Source organism: Streptomyces siamensis, from assembly GCF_039543605.1.
Lineage (GTDB): Bacteria > Actinomycetota > Actinomycetes > Streptomycetales > Streptomycetaceae > Streptomyces > Streptomyces siamensis.
In genome coordinates this window covers 317,548-342,760 of the sequence record NZ_BAABKB010000004.1, presented here as the reverse complement: position 1 = coordinate 342,760, position 25,213 = coordinate 317,548, and the positions used below count along the sequence as shown (strand labels likewise).

Here is a 25,213-nt window from a genome sequence, read left to right as displayed (position 1 = left end):
GGGCATGCCATCAGGTACGGGTAAAAGCCGCGTACTTCTGACTTCTCCCGTTCCAGCCACGGGAGTTGCCACCTCACCGAGCCAACCGGCCTTGCCGGGCACTGGTGTTGCCGTATCGAAGATCCGCCTCCCGGCATCGACCGCGGTCGGCTGCCGTGTCGCCGGGCTCGCACCCCGGCGACACGGCCGTCCCGTCCGGGCGGCGACCCGAAGCGCCGATCTCAGCCCGGTGGCCGGTCCAGCGCGGGCGTCAACCGCGACCAGGGATTGGGCAGTTCGCCCGTGACCGGTCCGCAGACCGCCGCGCCCCGGTCACGGGCGGTGCGGACGGCCAGCGGCACGAGGGCCTCGGGCACGCCGTACACGAGATGGCAGAAGTGGTCGGCCGGATGGCGCGAGGTCCACTCCGGTCTGCTGAACGCCGAGACGTACGTGGACCAGTGGCCCTCGAACGTGACGACCAGATCCGCGAGGCGCGCGTACCCCGGTGCCGGGTGGACGCCCGGATTGAGGACGACGGGAGCCGCACCGAGCCGCCGTGCCGTCCGTACCAGCCTTCTGACGGTGGACAGTTCGGCCCGGCCCGACGGCACCCGGTCGAGGAAGCAGCCGTCCGTCGCGTACCACTCCCGGTGCCGGGCGACGTCGTCCGCGACCTCGTCCGGTTCCCTGGCGCCGTAGTCGGTGTCCACGTAGCCGAGCAGCCGGGCCCCCGAGTCCCGCAGCGCGCCGGCTGCCGCGGTGAACGCCGGGTCGGGGCTCGGACCCGGGCCGTCGGCGGGGTTGAGGATCACCGCGTACGTCCGGTCCGCCGCGGTGATCAGACGGTGCCAGGCGGCCGGGTCCTCGCCCGGATGGACGTACAGCGGGATCAGCAGGCTCATGGTGTGCGGTTGCCCTCCCGCTCCTGGCCGGCAGGTTCCGTGACCGCGGCCCACAGTGCGGACAGCGACTCGTCGAGCGAGTACGTAGGCCACCAGTCGAGGGCGTCGGCGGCGGAGGCGATGTCGGAGCACTGCCACGACACGTCCCCCGAGCGCACGGACCCGCCGCCCTTCTCCTCGATGCGCCCCCGGAACCCGGAGATCCCGGCCAGTGCCCGCACCAGGTCGCGCACCGGAACGGCCTGCCCGCCGCCGATGTTGAGCACGCGGGGCAGCGGAGCGGGCGCCGTCGCGGCCCGGGCCGCCGCCCGCGCCACGTCCCGTACGTCCACGAAGTCGCGGTGCGCGGACAGGTCACCCAGCCGGATCACCGCGTCCGGGTCCCCGCCGGCCTCGCGCAGCAGCCCGGCGATCCGGCCGGGCAGCCCCGCGGGCGGGGCGCCGGGCCCCACCGGGTTGCCCACGCGAAGGACCACCGCGTCGAGACCTGAAGCGGACACCGTGACGGTTCCGGCGAGCTTGGTGGCCCCGTACGGCGTCACGGGGCGCGTGGCGGCCGACTCCGCGACAGTGACGTCCCGGGTGCCGGGACCGTACTCGGCGGCCGAGCCGAGATGGACGAGGCGTGCCGTGGGAGCGGCGTCGCGCAGGGCCGCGCACAGCACGGCGGGGCCGCGGGAGTTGACCTCGGCCAGCGTCACGGCGTCGCCACCGGTCGCTCCCGCGCAGTTGACGACCGCGTCGGGCGCCGCCGACGCGAGGACCTTCGCCACCTGGTCCGTACGGTCGGTGGCGAGGTCGATGCCGACCTCGGCGGCGGCCGAGCGGCCGCCGCCGAGCACCCGCACGCCCGGAAGGGCGCGCAGGTGGTCGGCGACGTGACCGCCCAGATAGCCGGTGAGGCCCAGGACGAGAATGCGCATACGGTGGTCAGGCTCCCTTGAGCAGCAGTGACTTGCGGGTGGTGAACTCGGCGTTGGCCCGGTCGTAGTCGTCGGGGCGGCCGATGTCGAGCCAGTAGCCGTCGAACTCGTAGGCGTGCGGAGGGTTCTGGATCCGCAGCAGATCGAGCACCAACTCGTCGAAGCCGAGCGGCAGTCCCGGGGTGTAGCCGTCGAGCGTCGACCGGGTCAACCCGTACACGCCCATGGAGACGCGGTAGTCCATGCTCGGTTTCTCCGTGAAGGCGACGACCTTGCGCGCGTCGGTGGTCAGGACTCCGAAGTCGATGAGCACCTTGCGCGCGTACGTGGCGATCGTCAGCGGCGCACCGGAGACGCGGTGCTGCCCCAGGACGTCGGCGTAGTCGAGGTCGGTGAGCACGTCGCCGTTCATCACGAGGAACGACTCCGGCAGGCGCTCGCGCATGGTGAGCAGGGGGCCCATCGTGCCGAGCGGGCTCTCCTCGGTGGCGTAGTCGACGGCCATGCCCCACTGGGAGCCGTCGCCGACGTAGGCCCGGATGATCTCGCCAAGGTGGCCGATGGCGATGGTGCAGCCGGTGAAACCGGCCGTGGCGAGCTGGCGCAGCACGATCTCCAGGATGGCGTGCTGATCGCCGATGGGCACGAGCGGCTTGGGCAGTGCGGTGGTGTAGGGCCGCAGCCGGACGCCCTTGCCTCCCGCCAGGATCACTGCGTGCATGGGACTCCTCCTTCGTGGACGTACCGGCCGGTCAGATGTTGTAGATGCCGGTCTTGTAGCGGGCGAGGTTGGCCGGGTCACGGAAGAACTCCACGGTGTGGACCAGGCCTTGTTCGAGATCGTGGGCCGGACTCCAGCTGGTGGCCGCGGTGAGCCGGGACGCGTCGGCGACCAGCCGCATCACCTCGGAGTTGGCGGGCCGGATGCGCCGGGAGTCCTCCCGTACGTCGAGGGCGGTGTCCATCACCTTGCCGATCAGCGCGACCAGGTCGCCGACCGAGATCTCGCCGCCGGTACCGGCGTTGAAGGTCCTGCCGACGACCCGGTCGGCGGGCGCGGTGCCCACCGCGAGGAACGCCTGCGCGGTGTCCTTGACGTAGGTGAAGTCGCGGGTCGGGCGCAGATCGCCGAGGGTGAGGATGCGTTCGCCCGCCGCGACCTGGCCGATGACGCTCGGAATGACGGCCCGCATGGACTGGCGCGGGCCGAACGTGTTGAACGGCCGCAGCGTGACCACGGGGGTGTCGAAGCTCGCGTGATAGCTGTCGGCCAGCCGGTCCCCGCCGGCCTTCGAAGCCGCGTAAGGGGACTGTGTGTTGATGGGGTGGTCCTCGGTGATCGGCACGGTCCGGGCGGTGCCGTAGGTCTCGCTGGTGGAGGTGTGCACCAGCCGGGGCGTGCCCAGCGCGCGCACCGCCTCCAGCACGTTGAGCGTGCCGGTGACGTTGGTGTCCACGTAGCTGTGCGGTGCCCGGTAGGAGTACGGGATGGCGATGAGGGCGGCCAAGTGGTAGACGCAGTCGGCGCCTTCGACCAGACCCCGGACCGAGCCGGGGTCGCGGACGTCGCCGAGGACGATCTCGACCTGGTCGAGGACGTCGGGGTGCAGCGTCTCCAGCCAGCCGTAGGAGGAGAAGGAGTTGTACTGCGCCATGGCCCTCACCCGGCACCCGGAGGCGACCAGCGCCTCGGTGAGGTGGGAACCGATGAAGCCTTCGGCTCCGGTGACGGCGGCGAGTGGTGCGGTGGTCAACTCATGGTCCTTCCGGTCGGGTTGCGCAGGTGGTGTCCGCGTCTGGCGACGGTGTCGCGGGCGTCCCGCGACGGCCGCGGTCGTGTCCGGTCGTCCCGGCGGGATGCCGGGTGCGACCCGTGCGACACAGCGGACGGGATGAGAAGTCGGACGGGGCGGGGAGCCTTCAGCAGTGCGGTGCGGGCCGGCCCAGCAGCCGCAGCACACATGCCGTGAGACACAGCGCGGCGGCGCCGCAGCACAGCGACAGCGGTCCCGGGCCCTTCGGCAGGTACGACAGGGTTGTCGCCGTTGCACCGGCCGCGGCGGCCAGGCACACCCCGGCGGGCGGCCATGCGGCCCCGAATGCCTGGAGGAGCAGCGCGGTCCACAGCGTCGCCGCGAGCAGCAGCAGGGGTATCGGCTCGGCATCGGTCAGCAGCGCCGCGGGCAGCAGCGGCAGCAGATAGGCGCACAGGCACAGAGCGAGCACACCGGTGGACCGGAACAGGAAGGCGGCCGGTGTCGCGGTCGCCCGCAGTGCCGCGACCGACATCCCCCGGTACCGGTACAGCAGCCACTCGGCGGGCCCCATGCTGACCGTCAGCACGATCACGGCGTACGGGTGCTGCCGCCCCTCCAGCAGGACCAGCACCCCGGCGGCCAGGCCGAACAGCCCGTACGGCAGGGAGGGCAGCAGCGGGGGCCGGACGGCGCCCGGCGCGGGCGCGGCCGACAGGGCGGCCCGCAGCACCCGGCCCGCCGCGCCGACTGTGCCCACCACGGACAGCAGCGGCAGGGCGACACGGAGCACGGTGCCCGGCTCCCACCACGGCAGCACCACCGATCCGGCGACCACCGGGGCCAGTGCGGCCAGCAGCAACCGTTCTCCGCCCAGCACCAGCAGGACCCCGGCCGCCGCGAGGTACACCGACTGCGCGATGGCCACGGCCACCGCCGTGCCGGTGCCGGCGAACGGGGCCCCCGCGGCCGTCGCCACGGCGGCGCCCAGCGGCGCGCCGGCCCGGAGCGTAAGTCCCGCCTCGCGCCGTCCCGCGGCCATCCGCAGGTAGGCCCGGTGCCCGAGCGCCTGGCCCCAGGCCCACGACACCAGCCCCGCCACGACCAGGACGTCGATGTCGCGCGCGGCGTGCCACAGCCGGGCGGTGAGCAGATAGGCGAGTCCCGGCAGGGCGAACAGCACACCGCGCAGGGCACAGCGCACATGGTCCGGCCGCCACGGGTCGGGTGGCGTCGCGGGCTCGGGAAAGGTGCGCGGCACCCGCTCGTACAGCGCGGAGGCGAGGGAGAACAGGTTCGGGTGCCCGTACCGCTCCTGGATCACCTCGGCGGTCAGGCCCTCCGACTCCAGCAGCGCGGCCACCTCGTAGGGGTGGACGGCCGGGCCGATGCGGTCGGCCAGTTCCGCGGCGAGCCGGTCGACCGCGTCCTGTTCCGGGTGGTCCGCCGCCGAGGCCGAGGCCGAGGCCGGGGCGCGGTGGCCGGCTAGCCGCAGCGACAGCATGTCGCCCTCCGCACCGCCGGGTTCGAGGGCCATCGGTCCGCTCATCCGGCCAGACTCCTCGGCAGGGCGGCCCGCTGCTCGCCCGTCGGCGCGAGATCGGCGGCGGTGCCGGCCTCCCACGGGTCGCGAAGGGTGAAGCCGCCGAGTGCCGACAGCTCCAGATAGATCGCGCGGAAGGTGTCGACTGTCTGGCGCAGGGTGAACTGTTCGACCACCCGGAGCCGGGCCCCCTCGCCCATCGTGCGGCGCCGCCCGGGATCGCCGAGCAGTTCCAGCGCCGCCGCGGCCATGGCGGCGGGATCGCGCGGCGGGACGACGAGTCCGGTGTCGCCCACGGCCTCCCGTACGCCGCCCACGTCCGTGGAGACGGTCGCCCGCCCGCACGACATGGCCTCGATCAGGGTGAAGGGGAATCCTTCGCTGATGCTGGACAGCATCACGACGTTGCCCGCCGCGTACGCGTCCTTGATGTCGTCGACGCGGCCCTCGAAGGTGACCGCGTCCGCGTGCCCGAGCTCGGCGGCCAGGGCCTCGCACCGTTCACGGTAGGCCTCGCCGCCGCGCGGGGTGCCGCCGAACAACCTCAGCCGCGCGGCCGGGAGTTGGGCCCGGACGAGCGCGAACGCGCGGATGAGGGTCTCCAGGTCCTTGATCGGGTCGACCCGGCCCGCCCAGCTGAGCGTGGGTTCCTCCGGCTCGGGACCGGCCGGCGGGAAGGCGCTCGGGTCCACGCCGTTGTACACGGTGCGGATGGATACCGGGTCGGCGCCGCCCTGTTCCTCCCACAGCCGGTTGTAGCGGTTGCCCGGAGTGATCAGCGCGGCCCGCCGGTAGGTCTCCTCGGCGAGCAGCCGGAAGAAGCCCAGCACGACGGCCTTGACCGGCCAGCGGTAGGGAGCGGTGCGGTAACCGAGGTAGCGCTCGCGCAGATACACCCCGTGCTCCGTCAACAGCAGCGGCACGCCGTGCTGTTGCAGCGCGGCCAGTCCCGGAAGGACGGCGACGCCGCCGCTGACGGCGTGCGCCACTCCGTGTTCGGGCGGCGGCGCGGCCAGCGGACGCAGGGCGTGCTCCAGCAGGGCGGTGGCGGTGATGGCGTCGTGCAGGGTCGGCCGGGCCTCCCGCACGGCGAGCCCCGGGCGGTTCCACACGGAGGCGAGGATCGCGATGGCCCCGTCGCCACGCAGGAAGTGACTCAGATGCCCGTCGGCAGCCGCGGAGGCCATCTCGTACAGGGCGGTGCCGAACCGGTCCTCGGCACACGGATCGAGCAGAGCGGTCAGGAACTGTTCGTAGGCGGCGGACAGCCGGTCGCGGCGGCGCCGGCGCGGCGGACCGCCCTCGGGCGGCGGTCCCCACATCGGGACCCCGACGACACGCGAGACGTGGTCGGGCACGTCCCAGACGATCGGTTCTCGTCCGGTTCCGGTGACGGCGATGACGTCGAAGTCCATGTCGGGCATGCCGACGACGAGTTGGTCGCACCAGACACTCACGCCGCCGTGACTGTGCGGGTACGTGCCTTCGGTGAGCAGGGTGACGCGCGTCGCGCCGGGGCGTCGCGCGGCGTGGGGAACGTGCATGGATGTGCTCCACGGCCGAGGTGTGGGGTGGTCAGGCCTTCCCGGCCGCCGTGCGCGGCCGGGACCTTCGGTCGGTGCGCCGTTCAGTTGTCCGGGGCGCAGGGCACCTGCTCGGTCACTGCGGCGGGTACCCGTGTGCGTGGAGCTCTGCTGGTCGTGCCCTGCACGGGGACGCCGACGGCCGCGCCCGGTTCGGACGCGATCGCGCCGTCGGACGGGCCGCCGTCACTCACGACCGGCGACCTCGGGTCGATGCGCGGTGCGGTGGTGTCGGCGTGCGCCGCCTCGGCCGGTGAGCCGAGCGGGCCGACGAGTGCGCCCACGCCGAGCGCGGTCGAGCCAATGGTCCGCTTCATGCGGTGAAGTTCCCTCCCCGGGCAGGGGTGAGCACTGCTCCCATGGAGCGGACGCACCCCCTTGCGTGACGCCGCCGCCCCCCTCAGACGCCGGTCGCCAACGCTTTCGTCGCGTCACATAGTGATGGCTCTGTGTAGTTTTCGTGTGCCTGCTGCGGAACATGACGGAAAAGAGCAGACGACCGTCTGGTCGTGATCGAGGTTGACGCACATGTGCGGCGGTTGTCGCGATGTGTGTGCCCTTACCCGCGCGGACCGGCTTTCGGCGGCTCCTCGGGGCGCCGGGTGGGCCGAGGCGGTGTCGGGTGGGCCCACCCGACATCACCCGGCGCCGGGACGCCGGCTCGTGGTCTCAGGAGCAGAGCACGCGGGGCTAGGGCGTAGAGCACGCGGGGCTCGGGCGTGGACACCGGGCCGCCGCTGGTGTGGGCGCTGTCGGCGGCTCCGCGCGCCTCGGCCCGGAACAGAGTGCGATGGGCGAGGGTTCACCTCGATGGACGACCAAGCCGCTCGGACCGCGTCCCGCCCCGGACGCCGGCCACGCCGAACCAGTAGGCGACAGGCACGGAGCGGGAGGAACGGGAGACGAAGATGCCGCCGACGGCGCCCCACCTGGCCGGGCGGACCGAGTGCGGCTCGGACATGCACACCCCGCTGCGCGACTTCCTGCGCACGGAGACGGGCAGCGCCGCCGTCCTGCTCGCCGCCGCCCTCGCCGCGATGGCCTGGGCCAACCTCGCCCCGGGTGCCTACGAGACGTTCTGGGGGACGGAGCTGTCCGTCCACCTCGGCGCGAGAGGGGTGGCTCTCGATCTGCGCGAGTGGATGAACAGCGGCCTGATGACGCTGTTCTTCTTCGTCGTCGGCCTGGAGGCGCGGCGCGAGTTCGACATGGGCGAACTGCGCGAACGCAGACGGGTCACCCTGCCGGTGATCGCCGGACTGGCCGGCATGCTGGTGCCGGTCCTGATCTACCTCGCGCTCAACATGGGCCGGTCCTCCGCGCAGGGCTGGGGCGCGGCGATGTCGACCGACACGGCCTTCGCACTCGGCATGCTGGCACTTCTCGGCGGGCGCCTGCCCACAGGCCTGCGGGTCTTCATCCTCACCGTCGCGGTGGTCGACGACTTCGTGGCCCTGGTCGTCATCGCCGTCGCCTACAGCGGCCCCATCGACTGGCCCGCCCTGTGGACCGCCCTCGGCCTGTTCGTCGTGATCCTCGCGGTGCGTGCCGCGCACGTGCGGCGCGGCGCGGTGTACGCGGTGCTGGCCGTCGTGACCTGGGTGGCTCTGGAGAAGTCCGGCGTCGACCCCGTCGTCATCGGACTGGCCATGGGGCTGCTGACCTACGCGTACCCGGCCAGCCGCAGCGACCTGGAGCGGGCGAGCGGGCTGTTCCGGCTGTTCCGCGAGCAGCCGACGCCGGAGCTGGAACGGTCGGTGCGACTCGGTCTCGCCTCGGCGATCTCCCCCAACGAGCGGCTCCAGCGGATGTATCACCCGTGGACCAGCTACGTGATCGTTCCGCTGTTCGCGCTGGCCAACGCCGGGATCACCGTCGACGGCGGCCGGCTCGCCGAGGCGTACACGTCGCCGATCACCCTGGGCATCCTGGCCGGCTACGTGGTGGGCAAGCCCGTGGGCATCGTCGGTGCCTCCTGGCTCGTCTCCCGGTTCAGCCGCGGGAATCTGCGCCCGCCGGTCGGCTGGGGCGCGACCACCGCCGGAGGGGCCATCGCCGGGGTCGGGTTCACCGTCTCCCTGCTGATCGCGACGCTCGCCTTCTCGGGAGAGCGGCTCACTCAGGCCAAGATCGGCGTACTGAGCGCGGTCCTCTGTTCCTTCGCGACGACGTGGCTGGTCACCTGGATCGTCGGCCACCTGCCGGGTCAGGCGCGCTCCCGTGCCCTGCTCGGCACCGGGGCGACGATCGTCGACCTGGTCCCTCCGGTCGACGTCGACCGCGACCATGTCCGCGGTCCGCTGGACGCACCCGTGACGGTCGTCGAGTTCGCCGACTTCGAATGCCCGTACTGCGGGCTCGCGGAGCCCGTCATCCGGGAACTGCTGGCCGACTACGGAGACGTCCGCTACGTCTTTCGCCACCTGCCCCTCGACGACGTGCACCCGCACGCCGAACTCGCCGCCGAGGCCGCGGAGGCCGCAGCCGAGCAGGGCGCGTTCTGGGAGATGCACGACCTGCTCCTCGACCACCAAGGCGCCCTGCGGGCGGTCGACCTGCTCCGGTACGCCGAGCAACTGGGCCTCGACACCGAACGCTTCCACAAGGCCCTGCGCCTCCACTCCGGCGCCGCGCGCGTCGCCGAGGACGTCGAGTCCGCCGACCTGAGCGGTGTCTCGGGGACGCCGACGTTCTTCGTCAACGGCCGCCGCCACCACGGCGCGTACGACATCGAGAGCCTCACGGCCGCGGTGCGCGCCGCCAAGGAGCGGGCCCGGCTGAACCAGCCGGCCGACTGAGGGCGGCGCCGGAGGCCCGCGCCGCCGGTCCGGGCGCCGACGAACGGGCGGGCGCAGGCACGAACGGGCGGGCGCAGGCACGAAAAGGTAACGAAGGACGCGTATCGCGTGACGGTGCGACCGCGAAGCGTAACGTCCTGCCTCCTGAGGCTCGTGGGGGAGCCTTCAGGTGGGGGAGGGGATGTCATGTCCGTCAGGACAGGTGTTGCCGGGCTGCCCGGATCCGTCCGGCCCCGGCTGGTGGCGGCAATAGGCCTGGGGGTTCTGTGCGCGGCGCTGACTGCGTGCGGGAACGGGGAACCGGAAGGCCGGGGAACGTCGGCGGCCGTGGCGAGCACGATCGCGGCCACGCCACCGTCCTCCGGCCCGCCCTCGCCGGGTGCGACCGCCGATCCGACGCCGTCGATCAGCGACACGCCGACGACGGAAGCCGCCGACACGGTCACCGACACGCCGGACGAGGAGCCGCTCGCGGAGGGCGACGGGGCGGCCTCGGCGCTCTGGGGCGAGAAGTACAGCGGGACCGCCGACATCTCCGTCCGCGTCTACGACTACTGCAACGCCGACGGCTCCCGCCGCCTCGCCGACAGCCAGACCTATTCGGCGAACAGCACGCTCGATCTGGGCCGACCGCGCACGGGCGGCGACGAGACCGAGGACAACCCGTTCTCCCTGCTGTTCGCCGCGGGCGACCCCGCCCAGGCCGGCGCCGTGTCCTTCTGGTCCTCCGCCGTCAGCACGACCAGCGGCCAGGACCTGGCGGGCAACCCCCGTGATCCGCACCTGCTGCTGACCTACTGGGACGTGGACTGGTCCGGCGGCGAACTCGACGCCAGACTCACCGACCCGCACACCCGGGAAGCGGTCGCCCTCAACCTCATCAACTGGTCCAGTCCGGTCGTGGCCTGCCGGAGCGACCTGGGCTCGCTGCCCGGCGGCTACCCGCACGCCCTGGCCACCGGCACGACCTTCCGGGGCCCTCTCGACGCCTCCACGGCGTCCCTCACGGCGGAGGGCACCAGCACGGACGGTCTCGTCGAGTTCCGCATCGAGTTCGAGGGAACGGCCTCGTGACCCGCGACATCCCGCACATCCGGCTCCGGGAGGCGTCATGACGGCGACCGCATTCCTCGACCGGTGGGGCGTCCGGATCGCCGAGTGGGCCGCGCCCGGCGAGTGCTCACTGGCCGCGCAGACCGCACGGACGTACGCGGCGGGCGGTGCGACGCGCCGTGGTCTCTTCTCCGGCGGCCGTCCCGCACCCGGCGGCATGGGCGGCGGCACGGTCTCCGTGCTGCCCGACGTCCTGGACGCGCTGGCGTACGCCGCGGACGCCCTCAAGTCGGCTTTGGGCAGCCCGCAGTTGGGCAACGTGCTGTCCGTCTCCGGCCTGCTGATCGGCCTGCGCGCGCAGCGTTCCGCCGGCGCCTCGCCGGACGACGGAACCGATCCGCCGCCGCGCGCGCGGGTGGACGACGCCGGTGCCCGGCCCGACGGAGAGCCGGAACCGGAAGGGTCGGACGGCCTTCGCCGACCCGCAGGTGCGTCCACATCCGACGACCCCGCCGGGGCCGCGGCCGACTCCCCGTCCGGAGACCCCGCTTCGTCCGGTTCCGCTCCCCGGCCGACGCCCTCGCCCGCACCCGCCGTCGAGGCCGTGCGGGCCGCCCTGAGGATGAGCGAACGGCTCAGGGCCCGGGGCATGGACCAGGCTGCGGCCGACGAACTCGCCGCCGAGGTGACCGCCCGGCTGCTGGCGGAGGGCGAACCGGGCGAGGCCACGGCGTTCCTGGACGCCCTCGTGGGCGAGGAACCGCCGCGGCCGACCTCGCGTGGCATCCGTCCGCGACTGCGCCGGCTCATCTCCGCCGCACCCGGCCTGCGTTCCCGGTCCCGCCGTCCGCGCGCCGGCGCCGATCCGCGACCCCCGCAGGACCCGGACGGAGCGGGCCGCGGATGACCGAGGCCGCGGCCGGGGGCACCCGCGGACCGGGTCGGCCGCGTCGACCCGCGCGACCGAACCGACCGATGCGGTCGTCCCGGCCGTGGCCGGGACGAGGGAGAGGTCCGTCGCGACCGCGGCCGTCGACCCGGCCGATGTGGTCGCTCCGGCCTCGGCTGGGGTGTCTGATGGGTTCGCTGCGACCGGATCGACCGATGAGTCCGTCCCGATCGAACCGACCGGTGTGGGCGTCCCCGCCTCGGCCCGGGCGACCGATGGGCCCGACCCGGCCGAACCGACCGGTGGGCGCATTCGGTCCGGCCGGACCGTGGCGCCGGAGCCGGCCGGGCGTGGTGACCCGGCAGCGCCGCGCGATGCCATGAGCGGGGCGACAGCGGTCCGGCCGTCGGCGGCGCGTGCGTGGGAGCCGCCCCCGTGGCTGTGGGTGACCCTGGCCCTCTTCGTGGTGCAGGTCCCCGCACTGATCGGCCACGTCTTCGCAGTGGCCGAGGGCCTGGGCCCGCTCGGCGCGGCGGGCCGGGGCCGGTTCGTCACCGCGGTGCTCAGCCTGGTGCAGTTGTTGCCGCTGTTCTTCCTGCTGGCCGCCGTCCTCGCGCTCCTCTTCCCGGCGGTCCGCTGCCGCGCCATCGAGCGGCGCCACGGACTCCTGCCCCCGGATCATCCGCTGGTCGCTCCGGCGCCAGGACCCCCGCCGGCGCCGTCCGGATGGCCGACGGAGCAAGAGGCCGGGCCGACGCCGTCCGGATGGCCGACGGAGCAAGAGGCCGGGCCGACGCCGTCCGGATCGCCGACGGAGCCGGAGGCCCGGCCGACGCCCTCCGCCACGCACTTCCACCAGGAGATGCAGGCGTTCCTGGACGAGCACGCGCCGGGCGTCCGACTGCGCATCAGCACACGGTCCGGCCTGTCCGCCCGCGTCTATCCGGGCGGCCGGCGGGCGACACGGATCGGGGTCTTCGCCCCACTCGTGCATCTGTGGGACACGGACGCGGCGGCGGCCCGCGCGGTGCTCCTGCACGAGGTCGGACATCTGCGCCGCGGCGAGCAGCATGTCGCCGGACTCGGCAGCCCGTTCACCGCCCTGGTCCGAGTCTGGCCGTACGTGCTGGCGGTGTTCGTCGTCGTCCCCGTCGCCCTGCTCCTCGTCACGGGCAACGCGACCGCCACGCTGACGCTCGCCGAGGTGGTCCTGGTGTTGTTCAGCGTGCCCAAGGTGCTGCTCCTCGTCGTGGCCGCGCTGTGGTCGGCGGAGCTCGACGCCGACCGATGGGCCGTGCACGCCGCCGGTCCGGACGCCCTCGTCCGCGCCCTGCGCCGTCTGGAGCAGGGCGACCACGGTGGCCTGGCCCGGCTTCACCACCCGCCCGTACGGCTGCGGGTCTGGTGCGCGACACGGGAGGAGAGCGGCGCGGTGCAACTCCTGTCGGCACTGCTGTGGCCGAGCGCCCTTCTCGCCCAGCTCCTCCTGGCCGCACTGGGCGCCGTACCGGCGTACGAACTGCTGGGCGCCTCACGGGAACGCGCGACCAGGGAGGCGCTGGGGCTGGCCCATCACGCGCTCATCGCCGACCCGGCATGGTGGGTGACTCTCGCCGTCGTCCTGCTGTGGCCGCTGGTGAGGCGCGTCCGCGTCGCCCCCGGTGGCCGGATCGCGGCCACCTCGGCCAGGGTCCACGCGGCGGCGGTCCTGTTCCCCGCGACGGTCCTGCTCGTCGGACTGCTGCCCCTGGTGTCCCGCCCTTCGGGAGGAGTGTTCGCCGACGACACGGACGAGCGCCGCCCGGCGCCCACCGGCGCGCCGAGCGGAAGGTCCGGCGGGGCGGGCGGGACCCCCACGGCGTGTCCCAGCCCTTCGGCACCGGCCGCGCCGCCGCGCCCGCGGGGGCTGCCGTCCTTCACCGACGGGCCGTCGCCGGCACCGGGGAGCACGGTGTCGCTGCCGGCGGACGTGACCCGGACCTTCCACGCCGTCGCCGTCACCTCCCTCGAACCGCTGTCGGGAACCCGGGCCCAGCAGGCCGCGGCCTTCGGGGACCGCATGCGGCAGGCGCACTGGACGCTGCACGACGACGGCCGTCTCACCGCCGACGTCCCGGAGGTCCCCGCTCTGCGCAGCACCGGTGTGCGGGACGCGACCCGATGGCTCACCGGGCGGCGCACGGACCACTCCGACGTGAGCACGACCGCGACCTGGGTGGAGGCCCGGCTCCTCGTCGCCCGGGACGGGACCCCGATACGGCTGGACCTCGTCAGAGCGGCGTCGCAGTCGCTGCGCGCAGTGGTCGACTGCCAGGAGTTCACGACGACTTCGAGCACCGCCGTGCGGCTGTCCCTGACGCTCGGCCAGGAGTGAGTCCGCCTTCCCTAACTGAGGATTAAGGGCGCGTTAAGCCCCTGGGGAGACTGGGACATAGTTCAAATATCCACGTGCCGGGGCGGCTTGACGGGCGGGCCGAAGGGTTGGCCCGGGGAGACCTCGTGCGTAGCATCGGGGCCCGTTGGTGGCGCTCACCCCACGTTTGAGAGCGCTCTCAATCCTCCCCCCACCGCCTCGCGGAGGCGCAAGTATCAAGGAGCGACGCACATATGACGCCTCGTCATCAGCGCAACCTCTCCCGCCGCAAGCTGTTCGTCGCGCTCGGCGGCATGGCCGTGGCGGCACCGGCGATCGCCGCCGTCGCGCCGCATGCCCTGGCCGGGACGGCGAACCGCACGACGAAGACCGCCGCGGGCTCGCTCCCGCTGACGATCGTCAACGACAGCGGCTCCTTCGGCAACGAGTCCGTGCACGTCTACATCGTCGGCAACCAGGACGGTCAGCAGGTCCACGTCACCCAGGACGGCACCCTGGCCCCCATATCCCTCTCGGACAACGGCGCGGACGGCTTCACGGACTACGCGCTCAGCCTCTCCGCCGGCGGCGAGACCCGGCTCTCCCTGCCGTACATGTCCGGGCGCGTCTACGTGTCCCTCGGCGAGAAGCTCAAGTTCAAGGCCGTGGCGGACGGCAACGGCGACGCGGCGCTCCAGTACCCGGCCGGGTGGGTCGCCTCCGACCCCAACTACGGCGTGCTGCACGACTGTGCGGAGTTCACCCACAACCCGTCCGGGATGTTCTGCAACACGACGATGGTCGACATGTTCAGTGTGCCTCTCAGCATCCGACTGACCGGGGACAAGCAGCAGACCACCGGCACGCTGCGCGAGGGCGGACGGGCCGCCGCCTTCGCGGCCGTGCGCGAGGCCGAGGAGTTCGCCCCGCTGGTCGTGGACGACGTGCGCGTCATCGCTCCCGGACACGGCCTCGACGCCGGTCTCTTCGGCAAGGACTACTTCGCCCCGTACATCGACGAGGTCTGGAGCACCTACACCGGGAAGGACCTCACCGTCACCACGAACGCCGGCACGTTCACCGGCCGGGTGCGCGCCGACAAGTTCACCTTCGACGGGCCTGCCGCGGTGTCCTTCAGCAAGCCCACCACCCGTGACGTCCTGTTCTGCGACGGCAACCTCGCCGCACCCAACGACGGCACGACCGGTCCGGTCGCAGCGGTCCTCGGTGCCGGATTCAACCGCTCCACCCTGCTCAGCGTGCCGGGCCAGCCCAGCACGGCCGCGAGCGACTTCTACCGGACGGACCTGACGAACCACTACGCCAAGGCGATCCACGCGGCGACCGAGGACGGCAAGGCCTACGGCTTCGCCTTCGACGACGTCGCCGACTTCGCCTCCTACGTCCAGGACACCGCCCCCACGGAGATCCGGCTCACCCTGACGCCCTTCTAGAGCTCCGCAGCGGCCCTTGGCTGCTCCGCGTGGGTGTGCCCCGGCCGCCCCGGGAGGCCCGGGGCCGTTCCGGAGGGCATGGTGGAGGGGTGACTGTGCTGGCTGTGCTGTTCGCCCTGCTGGGGGCCGCGAGCAACGCGATGGGGACGGCGTTCCAGCGCAAGGCGGCATCCACCGTTCCGACCGGCGGCGGCCTGCGGCTGCTGATCGCACTGGCGCGGCAGCCCGCCTGGCTGATCGGCATCGCGGGAGTGATCGGGGCCGCGGCCTTCCAGGCCCTGGCCCTCGTGAACGGGCCGCTGGCACTCGTGCAGCCCCTGTTCATCCTGGAACTGCCCTTCGCCCTGCTCTTCGCCATCCCGTTGCTGCACCGGCGTCTGCCCCGCGCGGGCTGGTGGGCCGTCGCGGGAGTGGTCGTGGGCCTCGGACTGGTCCTCGGCTCGGCCGCGCCGTCGGGGGCGACGCACCAGGCGCCGATGACGCGGTGGGTCCCGGTGCTGGTGGTGTGCCTCGGTGCCGTCGGTTGCGCGATCGCGCTGGCCCGGCCGGGGCGACCGCCGCTGTTCCGGGCCGCCGTGCTCGGCTCGGCGTCGGCCGTCAGCAACGCGCTGACGGCCGCGCTGCTGAAATCGTCCGCCGGGGCACTCGCCGACCACGGTTTCGACGCCTTCCTCGGTGCGTGGCAGACGTACGGCTTCGCGGTGACCGGCGTGGGAGCCATCCTGCTGCTGGAGAACGCTTTGCAGGCGGGCCCCCTCGCCGCGTCGCAGCCCGCCCTGACCATCGGCGACGCGACGGTCAGCCTGCTGCTGGGCGTCGTCCTGTTCGATGAGAGCGTCCGCACCGGCTGGTGGCTGCTGCCCGAGGCCGTCGGCGTCGGGCTGATCATGTGGGGCGTGGTGAGGCTGACCCGGGTCGTGCCGCACATCGGGGAACTGACCCACTGACCGACACGCCGGACCGGGCGACCGGCACGGGCCCGCGCGGCGCGTCGCCCACGCGCGCGTACAGCCGTCGGCCGCCGCCCCGACTCGGGGCGGCGGCCGACGGAAAGGTCGTGGCGTGCGGACCTCAGATGACGGAGGGGTCGAGCAGTCCGGCGCGCAGTCGCTTGATGATGCGGGTGATCAGGCGGGAGACGTGCATCTGGGAGATGTTGAGCTCCTCACCGATCTGGGCCTGCGTGCGCTCCTCGACGAACCGCATGTGAATGATCCGGCGCTGACGCTCGTCGAGTTCGGCGATCAGCGGTGCCAAGGAGTGGAAGTCCTCGACGAGTTCCAGCGACGGGTCGTCCTCGCCGATGAAGTCCGCGAGCACGGCCTCGCCGTCCGCCCCGCCGTCGGCGGTGAGCGCGGCGTCGAGGGAGGAGGAGTTGTAGCCGTTGGAGGCCTTGCGGGCCTCGATGACCTCTTCCTCGGACAGGCACATCAGCTCGGACAGCTCGCGCGTGGTCGGAGTACGGCCGAGGCGGGTGCGGAGTTCCTCCGTCGCCTTCGCGAGCTCGACCCGCGCCTCCTGGAGACGGCGGGGCACATGGACGGCCCAGCTCGTGTCGCGGAAGAACCTCTTGATCTCACCGACGATGTACGGCACCGCGAAGGAGGTGAACTCGACCTCGCGGGACAGCTCGAAACGGTCGATGGCCTTGATGAGACCGATCGTGCCGACCTGGACGATGTCCTCCATCTCGCCCTGGCTGCGGCTGCGGAAGCGCGCCGCCGCGTACCGCACGAGGGAGAGGTTCATCTCGATGAGGGTGTTGCGCGCGTACTGGTATTCGTGCGTGCCTTCTTCCAACACGGCCAGTCGGTCGAAGAACGGCCGGGACAGTTCGCGGGCGTCCTTGGGGCTGATCTTCAGCGGCTCGTCGATCTGAGGAAGGATCGCCTCCTCTGTCACTGCCTGCTGTGCCGTGTCCGTCGCGTTCGCCTCCGCCACGGCTGCCATGCCGTCCACCCCAAATCTCCGAAGGAATCGATGTCAGGGCGCGTCTGCCCTGCTTCATGTGGGTCATGCCTGCCGGTTCCGGAAAATCTCTGGAAGACGATCTTCCGCGGACGTCCCGGAGCCGGACCGATCCTTGCTTCCCCACGAAGCCGTGTTCCGGATGCAGTTCGCGCAGTGTCTTCTCGCGGGCGCGCCGGACGGTTCGGTGAACAGGTCCCGGGGCAGGGGAGCGCCGGGGCGCGCCACGGGCGGCGCGCCTCAGTCCCCGGGCGGCGGGCCGGGGGCAACGGTCGCCGCGTAAACTGGGTTTCGGGGTGAGCATGTGGGCATGGAGCAGCGAGAAGTCGGGATTCCGCCACTTCTGACCCTTCTGTGCCTCGGGGAGCCGCCCGCCCCGCTCGGCTGGAAGCAGCCCCTCACCGCCTTGTCCGGCCGCGGAGTTCACCGAGTGGCGCATTCCAGCGGTCGTGGCTCTTCCGTGCGGGCGCGGTGCGACGGCCGGGTGACGGGGGCGGTGGCATGACGCCCGCGACACCGCCCGCCGAACCCTTCGCCCACCCCGCTCTCCTGTACGACGGCGACCGGGAGTACGTCGACGGCACCGCTCCCTTCGTGCGGGAGGGACTGGCCGCCGGGCATCCGGTCGCCGTGGCCGTGCCGGTCCGACGGCTCGAACTGCTCCGGTCCGCCCTCGGCACGGACGCGGACCGCGTCCGCTGGATCGACATGACCCAGGCGGGACGGAACCCCGGCCGGATCATTCCCTCGGTGCTGCGTGCCTTCGCCGACGCCCACCCGGGCAGACGCGTGCGCATCGTCGGCGAACCGGTCTGGGACGGGCGGAGGCCCGTGGAGTACCCGGCCTGCGTCCAGCACGAAGCGCTGATCAACGCGGCGTTCGGCGGACGCGACGTCACGATCCTGTGTCCGTACGACGCACGGGCCCTGTCCGAGGACGTGATCGCCGACGCCCACGCCACGCACCCCGTCGTGATCCGTGCGGGCCGGCGCACGGTCAGCCGCGCCTACGACCCCGACGGTGTGCTCGCCCGCTACAACGAGGCGCTGCGGCATCCGCCGGGAGCGGCGGCGGTCCGGTTCGACGCCGAGTTCCTCCCGGCCGCGCGGGACTTCGCGGTCGACGAGGCGCGTGAGCGGGGGATGGGGCCGGCTCGCCTGCAGGACCTGAACCTCGTCGTCGCCGAGCTCACGACCAACAGCGTCGTGCACGGGGGTGGTTCGGGGACGCTGCGGATCTGGGCCGAGGACGACAGGATCGTCTGCGAGGTCGAGGACGAGGGGCGCCTGTCGGACCCTATGGCCGGGCGGCGCCCGGTGCGGCCCGACCAGATCGGCGGGCGCGGACTGTTCCTCGTCCACTTCGTCTCCGACCTCGTCCGGGTGCACACCGGGAGGTCCGGGACCACCGTGCGCAGCTATCTCGCCCGCACTTGATCTCCTTCTCCACCCAGTCCCACGGGCGGCCCCGCTCGCCGTGGTGCCCCGACGTACGCGGACCGGCTTCGCGATTGCGCCAAAAGGGTTGTGAGAGGGGGTACTTGTGAATGAAGGGGCGACAGGCGGGCACACGAAGGCCAAATGGAGAGAGGAGCCCTCGCCGTGCTCGTGCCCGACCCGAAGGTAGTGCGGAGGCTGTTGACCCGCTACGCGTCACTGAAGATCGCGTACGCCGAGAAGGAAACCCTGGAGACAGCTCGCGCGCTCGAGGACGTCACCTACACGCTCTGTGTGATGACCGGGACCAACCGCGTCCATGACGCCGTGGCCGCCGCGGACGCCCTGCTGGTCGCCGCAGGCGGACAGCGCGGACCCGCCGACGACGAGGGACGGGAACAACACCCCTTCCCCGTGGCGCGTGTACGGCCGCCGGTCGAGGCGGTCGCCGCGCACGGGCGGCCGGCCACCGTGCCCGGCGGCCGGGGCGGCGCCGTGCCGGGGACGCTCGTCTGACGGGGCGTGCCGCTCGCATCGTGCTGGTGAGGGGCGTTGCCGCCACCCCCGCGGGGGTGGCGGCAACGCCCCTCACCGGTTGCCCGTCCTCAAGCGCCCGGCGTGCCCGTCCGGTCCTCGGGCGAGGCTTGCGCGGTGTGGGCGTCCACATGTGCGAGGGCCTCGTCGACACTGTCCGCGAGCGACACGGTGAGACTGACCCCGGTGAGGTCGAGGATGCGCCGCACGGCCGGTGTGGGAGCGATGACGTGCACGCTGCCCGCCACGTCGCGTGTCTCCTGGTAGCCCCTCAGGATGACGTTCATCCCCGACGAGTCCATGAACGGGACGCCCGACAGATCGAGAAGGAAGTGCCGGCGTCCGTGATGGAGCTGATTGGCCAGATGGTGGTGCAACTCCGTCGCCGTGTCGATGTCCAGGAAACCGTCCACGGCCAGCAGGGCGGCGTCCTCACGGGGCACGGAGACGTCGATGGACAACGGATTCTGGGCTCCGGACATGGATTCCTCCCACAGATAGGACAAGTAGGAGGCCCTGGTAACCCGTTTGTTCGATTCGACGCATCGCGGACACGGATCTTTTCCGCCCGGTCCGCTACTCGCCCCGATGCCGCCAGTACCAGACGAGGCCCGTGCCGGCCGCGCAGAGGAAGATCACGGGGAGGATCAGTCCGGGGATGCGGTCCGCCGTCATGACAGGGTCCCGGCGGGCGGCCGGGCCGAGGAGTCCCCGGTGTCGGGCATTGCGTTCCGTTCGCGACGATGCGTGGGCCCCCGGGGCGCGCGCGGCGACGGGAGCAGGACGTGCGACGCTCGCACCCCGGGTGGCGTGAAGTCAATGATGACGGCAGGAACCCCGTCGAGTCCCGGCCCGCGGATGCGGACTTGTGTGCGAGGGAGTCCCACTGCGCTCACCGCCCAGGTGCGAGCCGAGCGCACCCTCGGCGCCGGGCGGCGGCGGTCAGTGCCGTCCGCGCAGCCTGCCGAGGAGCCGCTGCGCCTGTGCCCGGCGACGGGGGTCCGCGGCGGCCCGGCGCACCTCCTCCGTGGCGCGCCGGCCCTGCGGGCTGCGCGCGAACTGCTTGATCCGGTCCACGATCGTGGGCATGACGGTCCTCCAGGCAGGGGCTCGCGGTGGTCGCTCGTAGCGTCCGGCTACCCCGTACTCGCCGGTGCAGGCCCGCGCGTCGGGGCGTGGTGGGCGGCGATCCCGCGCCCCGCTCCCGGTCGTCTCCCGCTCGCCCGCCCGGCGGGCGAGCGGACGCGACATCTCTGGGCAGGGCCAAAACACATGGTGACCGCCACGGACGTTCTCGGAGGGACTTGGGGTGAGCGACTTGCAGTCGCACCGTCGAGCGCGAGATGGTTGTCGGAAGGAAACAATCCCAGCCGACCGGAAAGGTGGTGGGCCCGCCCGAGCGGGCCCTTGCTCGTGGACACTTCCCAGCAGCCCCCTGCCAGCCCGCGCAGTGTCGGCCTCGGCGCGACGTGGGGATCCGCCCCCTACCCCGTGGTGGTCGCGGACCCGTCCGGTGGCGTGGTCGAAATGAACGCGGCCGCGGCCGCGCTCTTCCCGGGCGCGGTCACCGGCTCCTGGCTGACGGACGTGACCCCGGCGTGGATCGCCGACGCCCATGCCCGCGTCCGGACCCGGCCGGAGGGCGGCGACTTCAGGTGGCCGGCCCACGGCGCGGTCGGGGACCGGACCTTCGAGGCACATCCCACCTGCACCGACGACGGCGACGTGATGTGGTGGCTGGTCGACGACACCGACCGGCGGCTGGCCGAGGACGCCCTCAAGAACGAACGCGAGCGCACGGCCTTCCTGGCCGGCGCGTCCAGCGCGCTGCTGTCGTCGCTGAACGTCGAGCGCTGCATGGAGGTCACGGCCCGCCTGGCCGCCGAACACCTCGCGGACGCCGCGGTGATCGTGGCGCCGCCGCGCGGCAAGAACGTACCGCTGACGTACTGCGGGCCCGAGGGAGCGGTCACGCACCGCACGGTGCAGGAGAACATCGACCTCCTGCCGGGACTCAGCGACGCCCTGCGCGGATTCCCGCCCGTCCCGTCCCGCTGGATCGATCCGGCCACCGTGCCGGCGTGGGCCGTCCCCGACGGCTTCGCACAGCCCGTCGGCTCCGCCGTCGTCACACCGCTGCCCGGTCACGGGGTTCCGGCCGGCGCTCTGGTCCTGCTTCGGGCCTGCGACCGGGCGGCCTTCTCGGAGGGCGAGGAGATCTTCGCACGGCTCTTCGCCTCGCGGGCGGGCGCGGCCATGTCGGCGGCCCGCATGTACGCCGAGCAGGCGGCCATCACCACCACGCTGATGCGTGAGCTGCTGCCGCCCCAGCTGCACAGCGTGCACGGCGTGGAGTTCGCCGGGAAGTACCGGCCCTCGGGCCAGGCCGACCGGGTGGGCGGCGACTTCTACGACGTCCACCCCGGAACGGACGCGGGTCAGGAGTCCCTCGTCGTCCTCGGGGACGTGTGCGGCAAGGGGCTGGAAGCCGCGGTGCTGACCGGCAAGATCCGCAACACGGTGCAGGCGCTGCTGCCGCTGGCCGACGACCACCAGCGGCTGCTGGGCCTGCTCAACGGAGCGCTGATGAACTCCCATCACGCCCGGTTCGCCACCTTGGCGCTCGCCTCCGTCGTCCGCCGCGGCGGCAATGTCCATCTGCGCGTCACCAGCGCGGGCCATCCCGCGCCGTTGATCGTGCGCGCCGACGGGCAGGTCGAACAGGCGCCGACACGCGGGACGCTCGTCGGCGCGTTCTGGGACATCAGCTCCACCACGGCGCACCTCGAACTGGCCCCGGGCGAGACCTGCCTCTTCTTCACCGACGGCATCACCGAGGCGCGCGGCGGCCCGCTCGGCGACGAACTCTTCGGTACCGAGCGGCTGGAAGCCGCGCTCACCCAGTGCGCGGGCATGCCCGCCGAAGCGGTCGTGGAGCACGTGCAGATGCTTGCGGCCCAGTGGGTCGGACGGGGCGGCCACGACGACATGGCGACCGTCGCCGTCACCGCACCGCACCACGCGCACCTCAGTGCGGTGAACGGCCACACCCGGGGCAGGTACACCGCATGACGAGACGTTCCGCCCACGCCGACGGCGGCGTGGCACTCGACGACGCCCGGGAGCGTCTGTGGTCCGCGGTGCACGGCGGCGACGAACACGGCGCGGTCGCCGTCGTCCTCGACGCCGCGAGATCCTCCGCCGACCTGGAGGCGGTGCTGCTCGACCTGATCGCCCCCGTCCAGGCGAAGGTCGGCGTGGAGTGGGCGGCGAACCGGCTGACCGTCGCGCAGGAGCACACCGCGACCGCCATACACGAGCGCGTCATCGCGGCTCTGGCGCACCACCCCGACCACCGCACGGGCGTACCGGCCGGCCCTCGCGTCACGGTGGCCTGCGTGGACGGCGAATGGCACGCCCTGCCCGCCAGGCTGCTGTCCGAGGTGCTGCGGCTGCGCGGCTGGAACGTCGACTTCCTCGGCGCACACGTGCCCACCCCGCACCTCATCGCGCATCTGCACCAGACCGGCCCTCAGGCGGTCGCCCTGTCGTCCTCCATCCCCACCCATCTGCCCACGGCGCACAGCGCCATCACGGCCTGTCAGGCGACCGGCGTCCCCGTCATCGCGGGTGGTGCGGCGTTCGGACCCGACGGCCGCTACGCCCGCGCGCTCGGGGCGGACGCCTGGGCGCCGCACGCCAGGGAAGCGGCCACGATCCTCGAAGGGGGCCTGAGCCGCCCCGATCCGCTGGCAGCCCACCAGGCCGTGGACGACCTGCCGCACCTGGCCGACCAGGAATACACCATGGTCGTGCGCACCACGCACCAGCTCGTCAAGGGGACGCTGACGGAACTGGAGGACCGGTTCGCGCCGATGCGCGGCTACACGGAACGCCAGCGCCGGCACACCGCCGAGGACATCGCCCACATCGTCGAGTACCTGGCCGCCGCGCTGTACGTCGCCGACGACGAGCTGTTCGCCCGGTTCATCCTGTGGACCGCGGACATTCTCACGGCCCGACGCGTTCCCGCCCGCAGCCTCGACCCCGCTCTCGACCTGCTGGCCGTACAGCTCAAGGATTTCCCGCGCGCCTGTCACGCACTGGCCCACGCACGGGAGGCGCTCAGGACCCGAACGCCAGCACAGAAGATCCCCGGCCCCGGAAAGCCCGCATGACCACTTCACATCCTCCGTCCTTCTCGCTCACCGTCGAGGTCGAGACCACCGAAGCCGTGGTCCGCGTCGTCGGGGATCTCGACTACGAGACGTGCGACGAGTTGGTGAGCACCGTCCGACAGACCCTCGCCGGCCGGGCCGGTGGCCCCGACGGCGTCCAGGGGCTGCACGTGGACTTCGCAGGACTCGACAACATCGACTCCATGGGCCTTTCCGCCCTGCTGATGATCCGGCGCCAGACGGACGCCGCGGGGGTCCGTCTGCATCTCGACGAGCGCCCCTCCGGCCTCGAGCGGCTCCTCGACATCACGGGAACGCTCGCCCACCTCACCGCACCCTGCGACGTGGGCCGAGGCGAACAACGGCCCGGAGCCGGCTGACTCCTGGGCGGGGACCTCGGACGAACAGGGCGTGCGGGCACGCCCTCGGGCGCGATCACGGCAGGGGAAAAGTCCACCGAATGCGGGCCGGACGACAGGGTAATTGCAGCCCTGGAGCGCGACGCGGACGGATTTCCCCCCACCCGGCCTCCACCTGCCGGTTCTCGCCCAGGGCGGGAAACGCCGGTGGCGAGGCCGGCGACACAGAAGGAGTACATGGTGACTGTCGACAGAATCTGGTCCTACGCCCCTGAGTTCGGTCATCCCGAGGCCCATGAACTCACCGGATACTCCGTCGAGGCGACCGACGGGACGATAGGGCATGTCGACCGGCAGGCCGACGATTCCGGCATGCGTCACCTGATCGTCGACACGGGCGTATGGGTGTTCGGGAAGAGCGTGCTCGTTCCCGTGGGTGTCGTGGCCGGAATCGACACCGAGAGCCAGAAGATCACCGTGTCGTGCACACGGGAGGAGATCAAGTCGGCCCCCGTGTTCAAGACCGACCGTGAGACGTTCGACCCGGAGTACCTGGCCGACGTCGGCAGTTACTACCGAAGCCTGCCGGCCGGAAGGCCGGACTGATGGGCAGCGCGAGGCGTGCCCCTGACAGAGCAGACCGGAAAGAGTGTGCAGATGCCCGACGAGTTGCAGGCCACGGTCACGCGCGGGGCGGCCCAAGACGCCTTCGTCGTACGCGTGGGCGGCGACATCGACTACGAGAGCGCCCCTCGACTGGAGGAGGCCCTCGACGAGGCGCACCGGGTGGGCGCCTCACGCACGGTCGTGGATCTCTCGGGAGTGGCCTTCGCGGACTCGTCGGTCCTGCACGTCCTCCTCGAAGCACAGCGTGCCCACCGGTCCCGCGAAACCGTCATGGTGGTGTGCGGACCGTTCAGCGACATCGTTCGGAGGCTGTTCGAGGTGACAGGGACCGAGGACTTCTTCGTCCTCGTGGACAGCGTGCAGGCGGCCTTGGCCCTCCCGGACCCGGCGACCGAGCGATGAACCACATCAACGGCCTTCCGGCACCTCACGAGAACCTGGTCCCGCTCCTGGCGAGCGGGCGCGCCATCACGAGTGCGGCGGCGGCACGCGACCACGTCCGGTCGTTGCTGCGCGATCACTGGAGTCCGCCCCAGGGCGGGGTGGGCCCCGACGCCGTCACCGACCTCCTCCTCGTCGTCTCCGAACTGGTGACGAACGCCATCCGGCACGGCGGGGGGCTGGCCGGATTCACCGCCACGGTGACCGACGGCGGCATACTGCTCGACGTGCGCGACAACAGCGACGTCGTGCCCACCCCGGCCCACGGCACCGGGGAGTTCCCCCAGAGGCACCAAGTCAGCGGTTACGGCTGGCCGTTGATCATCCAGCTGTCCCGCGACATCACCATCGAACCGGGCCCGCGGGGCGGCAAGACGGTCCGGGTCTTCGTCCCCCTGGCGTGAAGCGGAGGGCGGGCGGGCCCGGCATGTGACC

Annotated in this window: 24 protein-coding genes; 14 read left to right on the top strand and 10 right to left on the bottom strand. The window is 72.5% G+C overall.

Features of this window, described 5'->3' with window-relative positions:
- Nucleotides 1-221 precede the first annotated feature (221 nt).
- From ABEB03_RS11615 to ABEB03_RS11585, 7 genes are all read right to left on the bottom strand, one after another.
- Nucleotides 222-884, bottom strand: coding sequence for a spherulation-specific family 4 protein (locus tag ABEB03_RS11615; protein WP_345645829.1), 663 nt, complete (start codon nt 882-884; stop codon nt 222-224).
- Entirely contained in the window at nt 881-1,807 is a 927-nt protein-coding gene (locus tag ABEB03_RS11610) for an NAD-dependent epimerase/dehydratase family protein (RefSeq protein ID WP_345645825.1), read from the bottom strand. Before ABEB03_RS11610 ends, ABEB03_RS11615 begins: the two co-directional genes overlap by 4 nt.
- Nucleotides 1,808-1,814: 7 nt before the next feature.
- Nucleotides 1,815-2,528, bottom strand: coding sequence for a nucleotidyltransferase family protein (locus ABEB03_RS11605; RefSeq protein WP_345645823.1), 714 nt, complete (start codon nt 2,526-2,528; stop codon nt 1,815-1,817).
- A 31-nt stretch (nt 2,529-2,559) separates the two neighbouring features.
- Nucleotides 2,560-3,561, bottom strand: a complete 1,002-nt coding sequence (locus ABEB03_RS11600) for an SDR family NAD(P)-dependent oxidoreductase (RefSeq protein ID WP_345645820.1) — start codon at nt 3,559-3,561, stop codon at nt 2,560-2,562.
- A 166-nt stretch (nt 3,562-3,727) separates the two neighbouring features.
- Entirely contained in the window at nt 3,728-5,110 is a 1,383-nt protein-coding gene (locus ABEB03_RS11595) for a hypothetical protein (RefSeq protein WP_345645818.1), read from the bottom strand.
- Nucleotides 5,107-6,648 carry a GT4 family glycosyltransferase PelF gene (gene pelF / locus ABEB03_RS11590; RefSeq protein ID WP_345645815.1) on the bottom strand — a complete coding sequence of 514 codons (1,542 nt, stop codon included), beginning with the start codon at nt 6,646-6,648 and terminating at the stop codon, nt 5,107-5,109. The genes ABEB03_RS11595 and pelF overlap by 4 nt, the downstream gene beginning before the upstream one ends.
- Before the next feature lie 83 nt (nt 6,649-6,731).
- Nucleotides 6,732-7,004: a hypothetical protein gene (locus ABEB03_RS11585; RefSeq protein WP_345645812.1), complete on the bottom strand. Its 273-nt coding sequence runs from the start codon at nt 7,002-7,004 to the stop codon at nt 6,732-6,734.
- Nucleotides 7,005-7,595: 591 nt separating this feature from the next.
- Here ABEB03_RS11585 and nhaA point away from each other — a divergent pair.
- The 6 genes from nhaA (at nt 7,596) to ABEB03_RS11555 (ending at nt 16,181) form a co-directional block, all read left to right on the top strand.
- Nucleotides 7,596-9,485 (top strand): Na+/H+ antiporter NhaA, encoded by a 1,890-nt coding sequence (gene nhaA, locus ABEB03_RS11580; RefSeq protein ID WP_345645809.1) that lies wholly within the window; start codon nt 7,596-7,598, stop codon nt 9,483-9,485.
- 327 nt (nt 9,486-9,812) lie between these two features.
- Nucleotides 9,813-10,559 (top strand): hypothetical protein, encoded by a 747-nt coding sequence (locus ABEB03_RS11575; protein ID WP_345645807.1) that lies wholly within the window; start codon nt 9,813-9,815, stop codon nt 10,557-10,559.
- Nucleotides 10,560-10,596: 37 nt separating this feature from the next.
- Nucleotides 10,597-11,445 carry a hypothetical protein gene (locus tag ABEB03_RS11570; RefSeq protein WP_345645805.1) on the top strand — a complete coding sequence of 283 codons (849 nt, stop codon included), beginning with the start codon at nt 10,597-10,599 and terminating at the stop codon, nt 11,443-11,445.
- Nucleotides 11,446-11,806: 361 nt separating this feature from the next.
- Nucleotides 11,807-13,801 carry a M48 family metalloprotease gene (locus ABEB03_RS11565; protein ID WP_345645802.1) on the top strand — a complete coding sequence of 665 codons (1,995 nt, stop codon included), beginning with the start codon at nt 11,807-11,809 and terminating at the stop codon, nt 13,799-13,801.
- A 233-nt stretch (nt 13,802-14,034) separates the two neighbouring features.
- The gene (locus ABEB03_RS11560) at nt 14,035-15,234 is read left to right on the top strand and encodes a beta-1,3-glucanase family protein (RefSeq protein WP_345645798.1); all 1,200 of its coding nucleotides are present in this window, start codon (nt 14,035-14,037) and stop codon (nt 15,232-15,234) included.
- An 89-nt stretch (nt 15,235-15,323) separates the two neighbouring features.
- Complete coding sequence (locus ABEB03_RS11555; protein WP_345645794.1) at nt 15,324-16,181, top strand: DMT family transporter; 858 nt, start codon at nt 15,324-15,326, stop codon at nt 16,179-16,181.
- 124 nt (nt 16,182-16,305) lie between these two features.
- Here ABEB03_RS11555 and ABEB03_RS11550 read toward each other — a convergent pair whose 3' ends face one another.
- Complete coding sequence (locus ABEB03_RS11550; RefSeq protein ID WP_345645790.1) at nt 16,306-17,184, bottom strand: RNA polymerase sigma factor SigF; 879 nt, start codon at nt 17,182-17,184, stop codon at nt 16,306-16,308.
- 519 nt (nt 17,185-17,703) lie between these two features.
- Here ABEB03_RS11550 and ABEB03_RS11545 point away from each other — a divergent pair.
- Nucleotides 17,704-18,639, top strand: a complete 936-nt coding sequence (locus ABEB03_RS11545; protein ID WP_345645787.1) for an anti-sigma factor RsbA family regulatory protein — start codon at nt 17,704-17,706, stop codon at nt 18,637-18,639.
- Between the two features lie 144 nt (nt 18,640-18,783).
- Nucleotides 18,784-19,155 (top strand): DUF5133 domain-containing protein, encoded by a 372-nt coding sequence (locus ABEB03_RS45320; protein WP_425589220.1) that lies wholly within the window; start codon nt 18,784-18,786, stop codon nt 19,153-19,155.
- 89 nt (nt 19,156-19,244) lie between these two features.
- Here ABEB03_RS45320 and ABEB03_RS11535 read toward each other — a convergent pair whose 3' ends face one another.
- Both ABEB03_RS11535 and ABEB03_RS11530 read right to left on the bottom strand, forming a co-directional pair.
- Complete coding sequence (locus ABEB03_RS11535; RefSeq protein ID WP_345645785.1) at nt 19,245-19,655, bottom strand: STAS domain-containing protein; 411 nt, start codon at nt 19,653-19,655, stop codon at nt 19,245-19,247.
- 460 nt (nt 19,656-20,115) lie between these two features.
- A complete protein-coding gene (locus ABEB03_RS11530; protein ID WP_345645782.1) occupies nt 20,116-20,262 on the bottom strand; it encodes a hypothetical protein in 147 nt (48 codons plus the stop codon).
- A gap of 438 nt (nt 20,263-20,700) precedes the next feature.
- Here ABEB03_RS11530 and ABEB03_RS11525 point away from each other — a divergent pair, with 438 nt between their 5' ends.
- The 6 genes from ABEB03_RS11525 to ABEB03_RS11500 all read left to right on the top strand — a co-directional run bounded on the left by ABEB03_RS11525 (nt 20,701) and on the right by ABEB03_RS11500 (nt 25,182).
- Complete coding sequence (locus ABEB03_RS11525; RefSeq protein ID WP_345645998.1) at nt 20,701-22,245, top strand: PP2C family protein-serine/threonine phosphatase; 1,545 nt, start codon at nt 20,701-20,703, stop codon at nt 22,243-22,245.
- Entirely contained in the window at nt 22,242-23,351 is a 1,110-nt protein-coding gene (locus tag ABEB03_RS11520; RefSeq protein WP_345645779.1) for a cobalamin B12-binding domain-containing protein, read from the top strand. The genes ABEB03_RS11525 and ABEB03_RS11520 overlap by 4 nt, the downstream gene beginning before the upstream one ends.
- On the top strand, nt 23,348-23,731 hold the full coding sequence (locus tag ABEB03_RS11515) for an STAS domain-containing protein (RefSeq protein WP_345645776.1): 384 nt from the start codon (nt 23,348-23,350) through the stop codon (nt 23,729-23,731). The genes ABEB03_RS11520 and ABEB03_RS11515 overlap by 4 nt, the downstream gene beginning before the upstream one ends.
- 219 nt (nt 23,732-23,950) lie before the next feature.
- Complete coding sequence (locus tag ABEB03_RS11510) at nt 23,951-24,316, top strand: PRC-barrel domain-containing protein (RefSeq protein WP_345645773.1); 366 nt, start codon at nt 23,951-23,953, stop codon at nt 24,314-24,316.
- A 51-nt stretch (nt 24,317-24,367) separates the two neighbouring features.
- Nucleotides 24,368-24,739, top strand: coding sequence for an STAS domain-containing protein (locus ABEB03_RS11505; protein WP_345645770.1), 372 nt, complete (start codon nt 24,368-24,370; stop codon nt 24,737-24,739).
- Nucleotides 24,736-25,182, top strand: coding sequence for an ATP-binding protein (locus tag ABEB03_RS11500; RefSeq protein ID WP_345645765.1), 447 nt, complete (start codon nt 24,736-24,738; stop codon nt 25,180-25,182). The genes ABEB03_RS11505 and ABEB03_RS11500 overlap by 4 nt, the downstream gene beginning before the upstream one ends.
- Nucleotides 25,183-25,213: the final 31 nt, after the last annotated feature.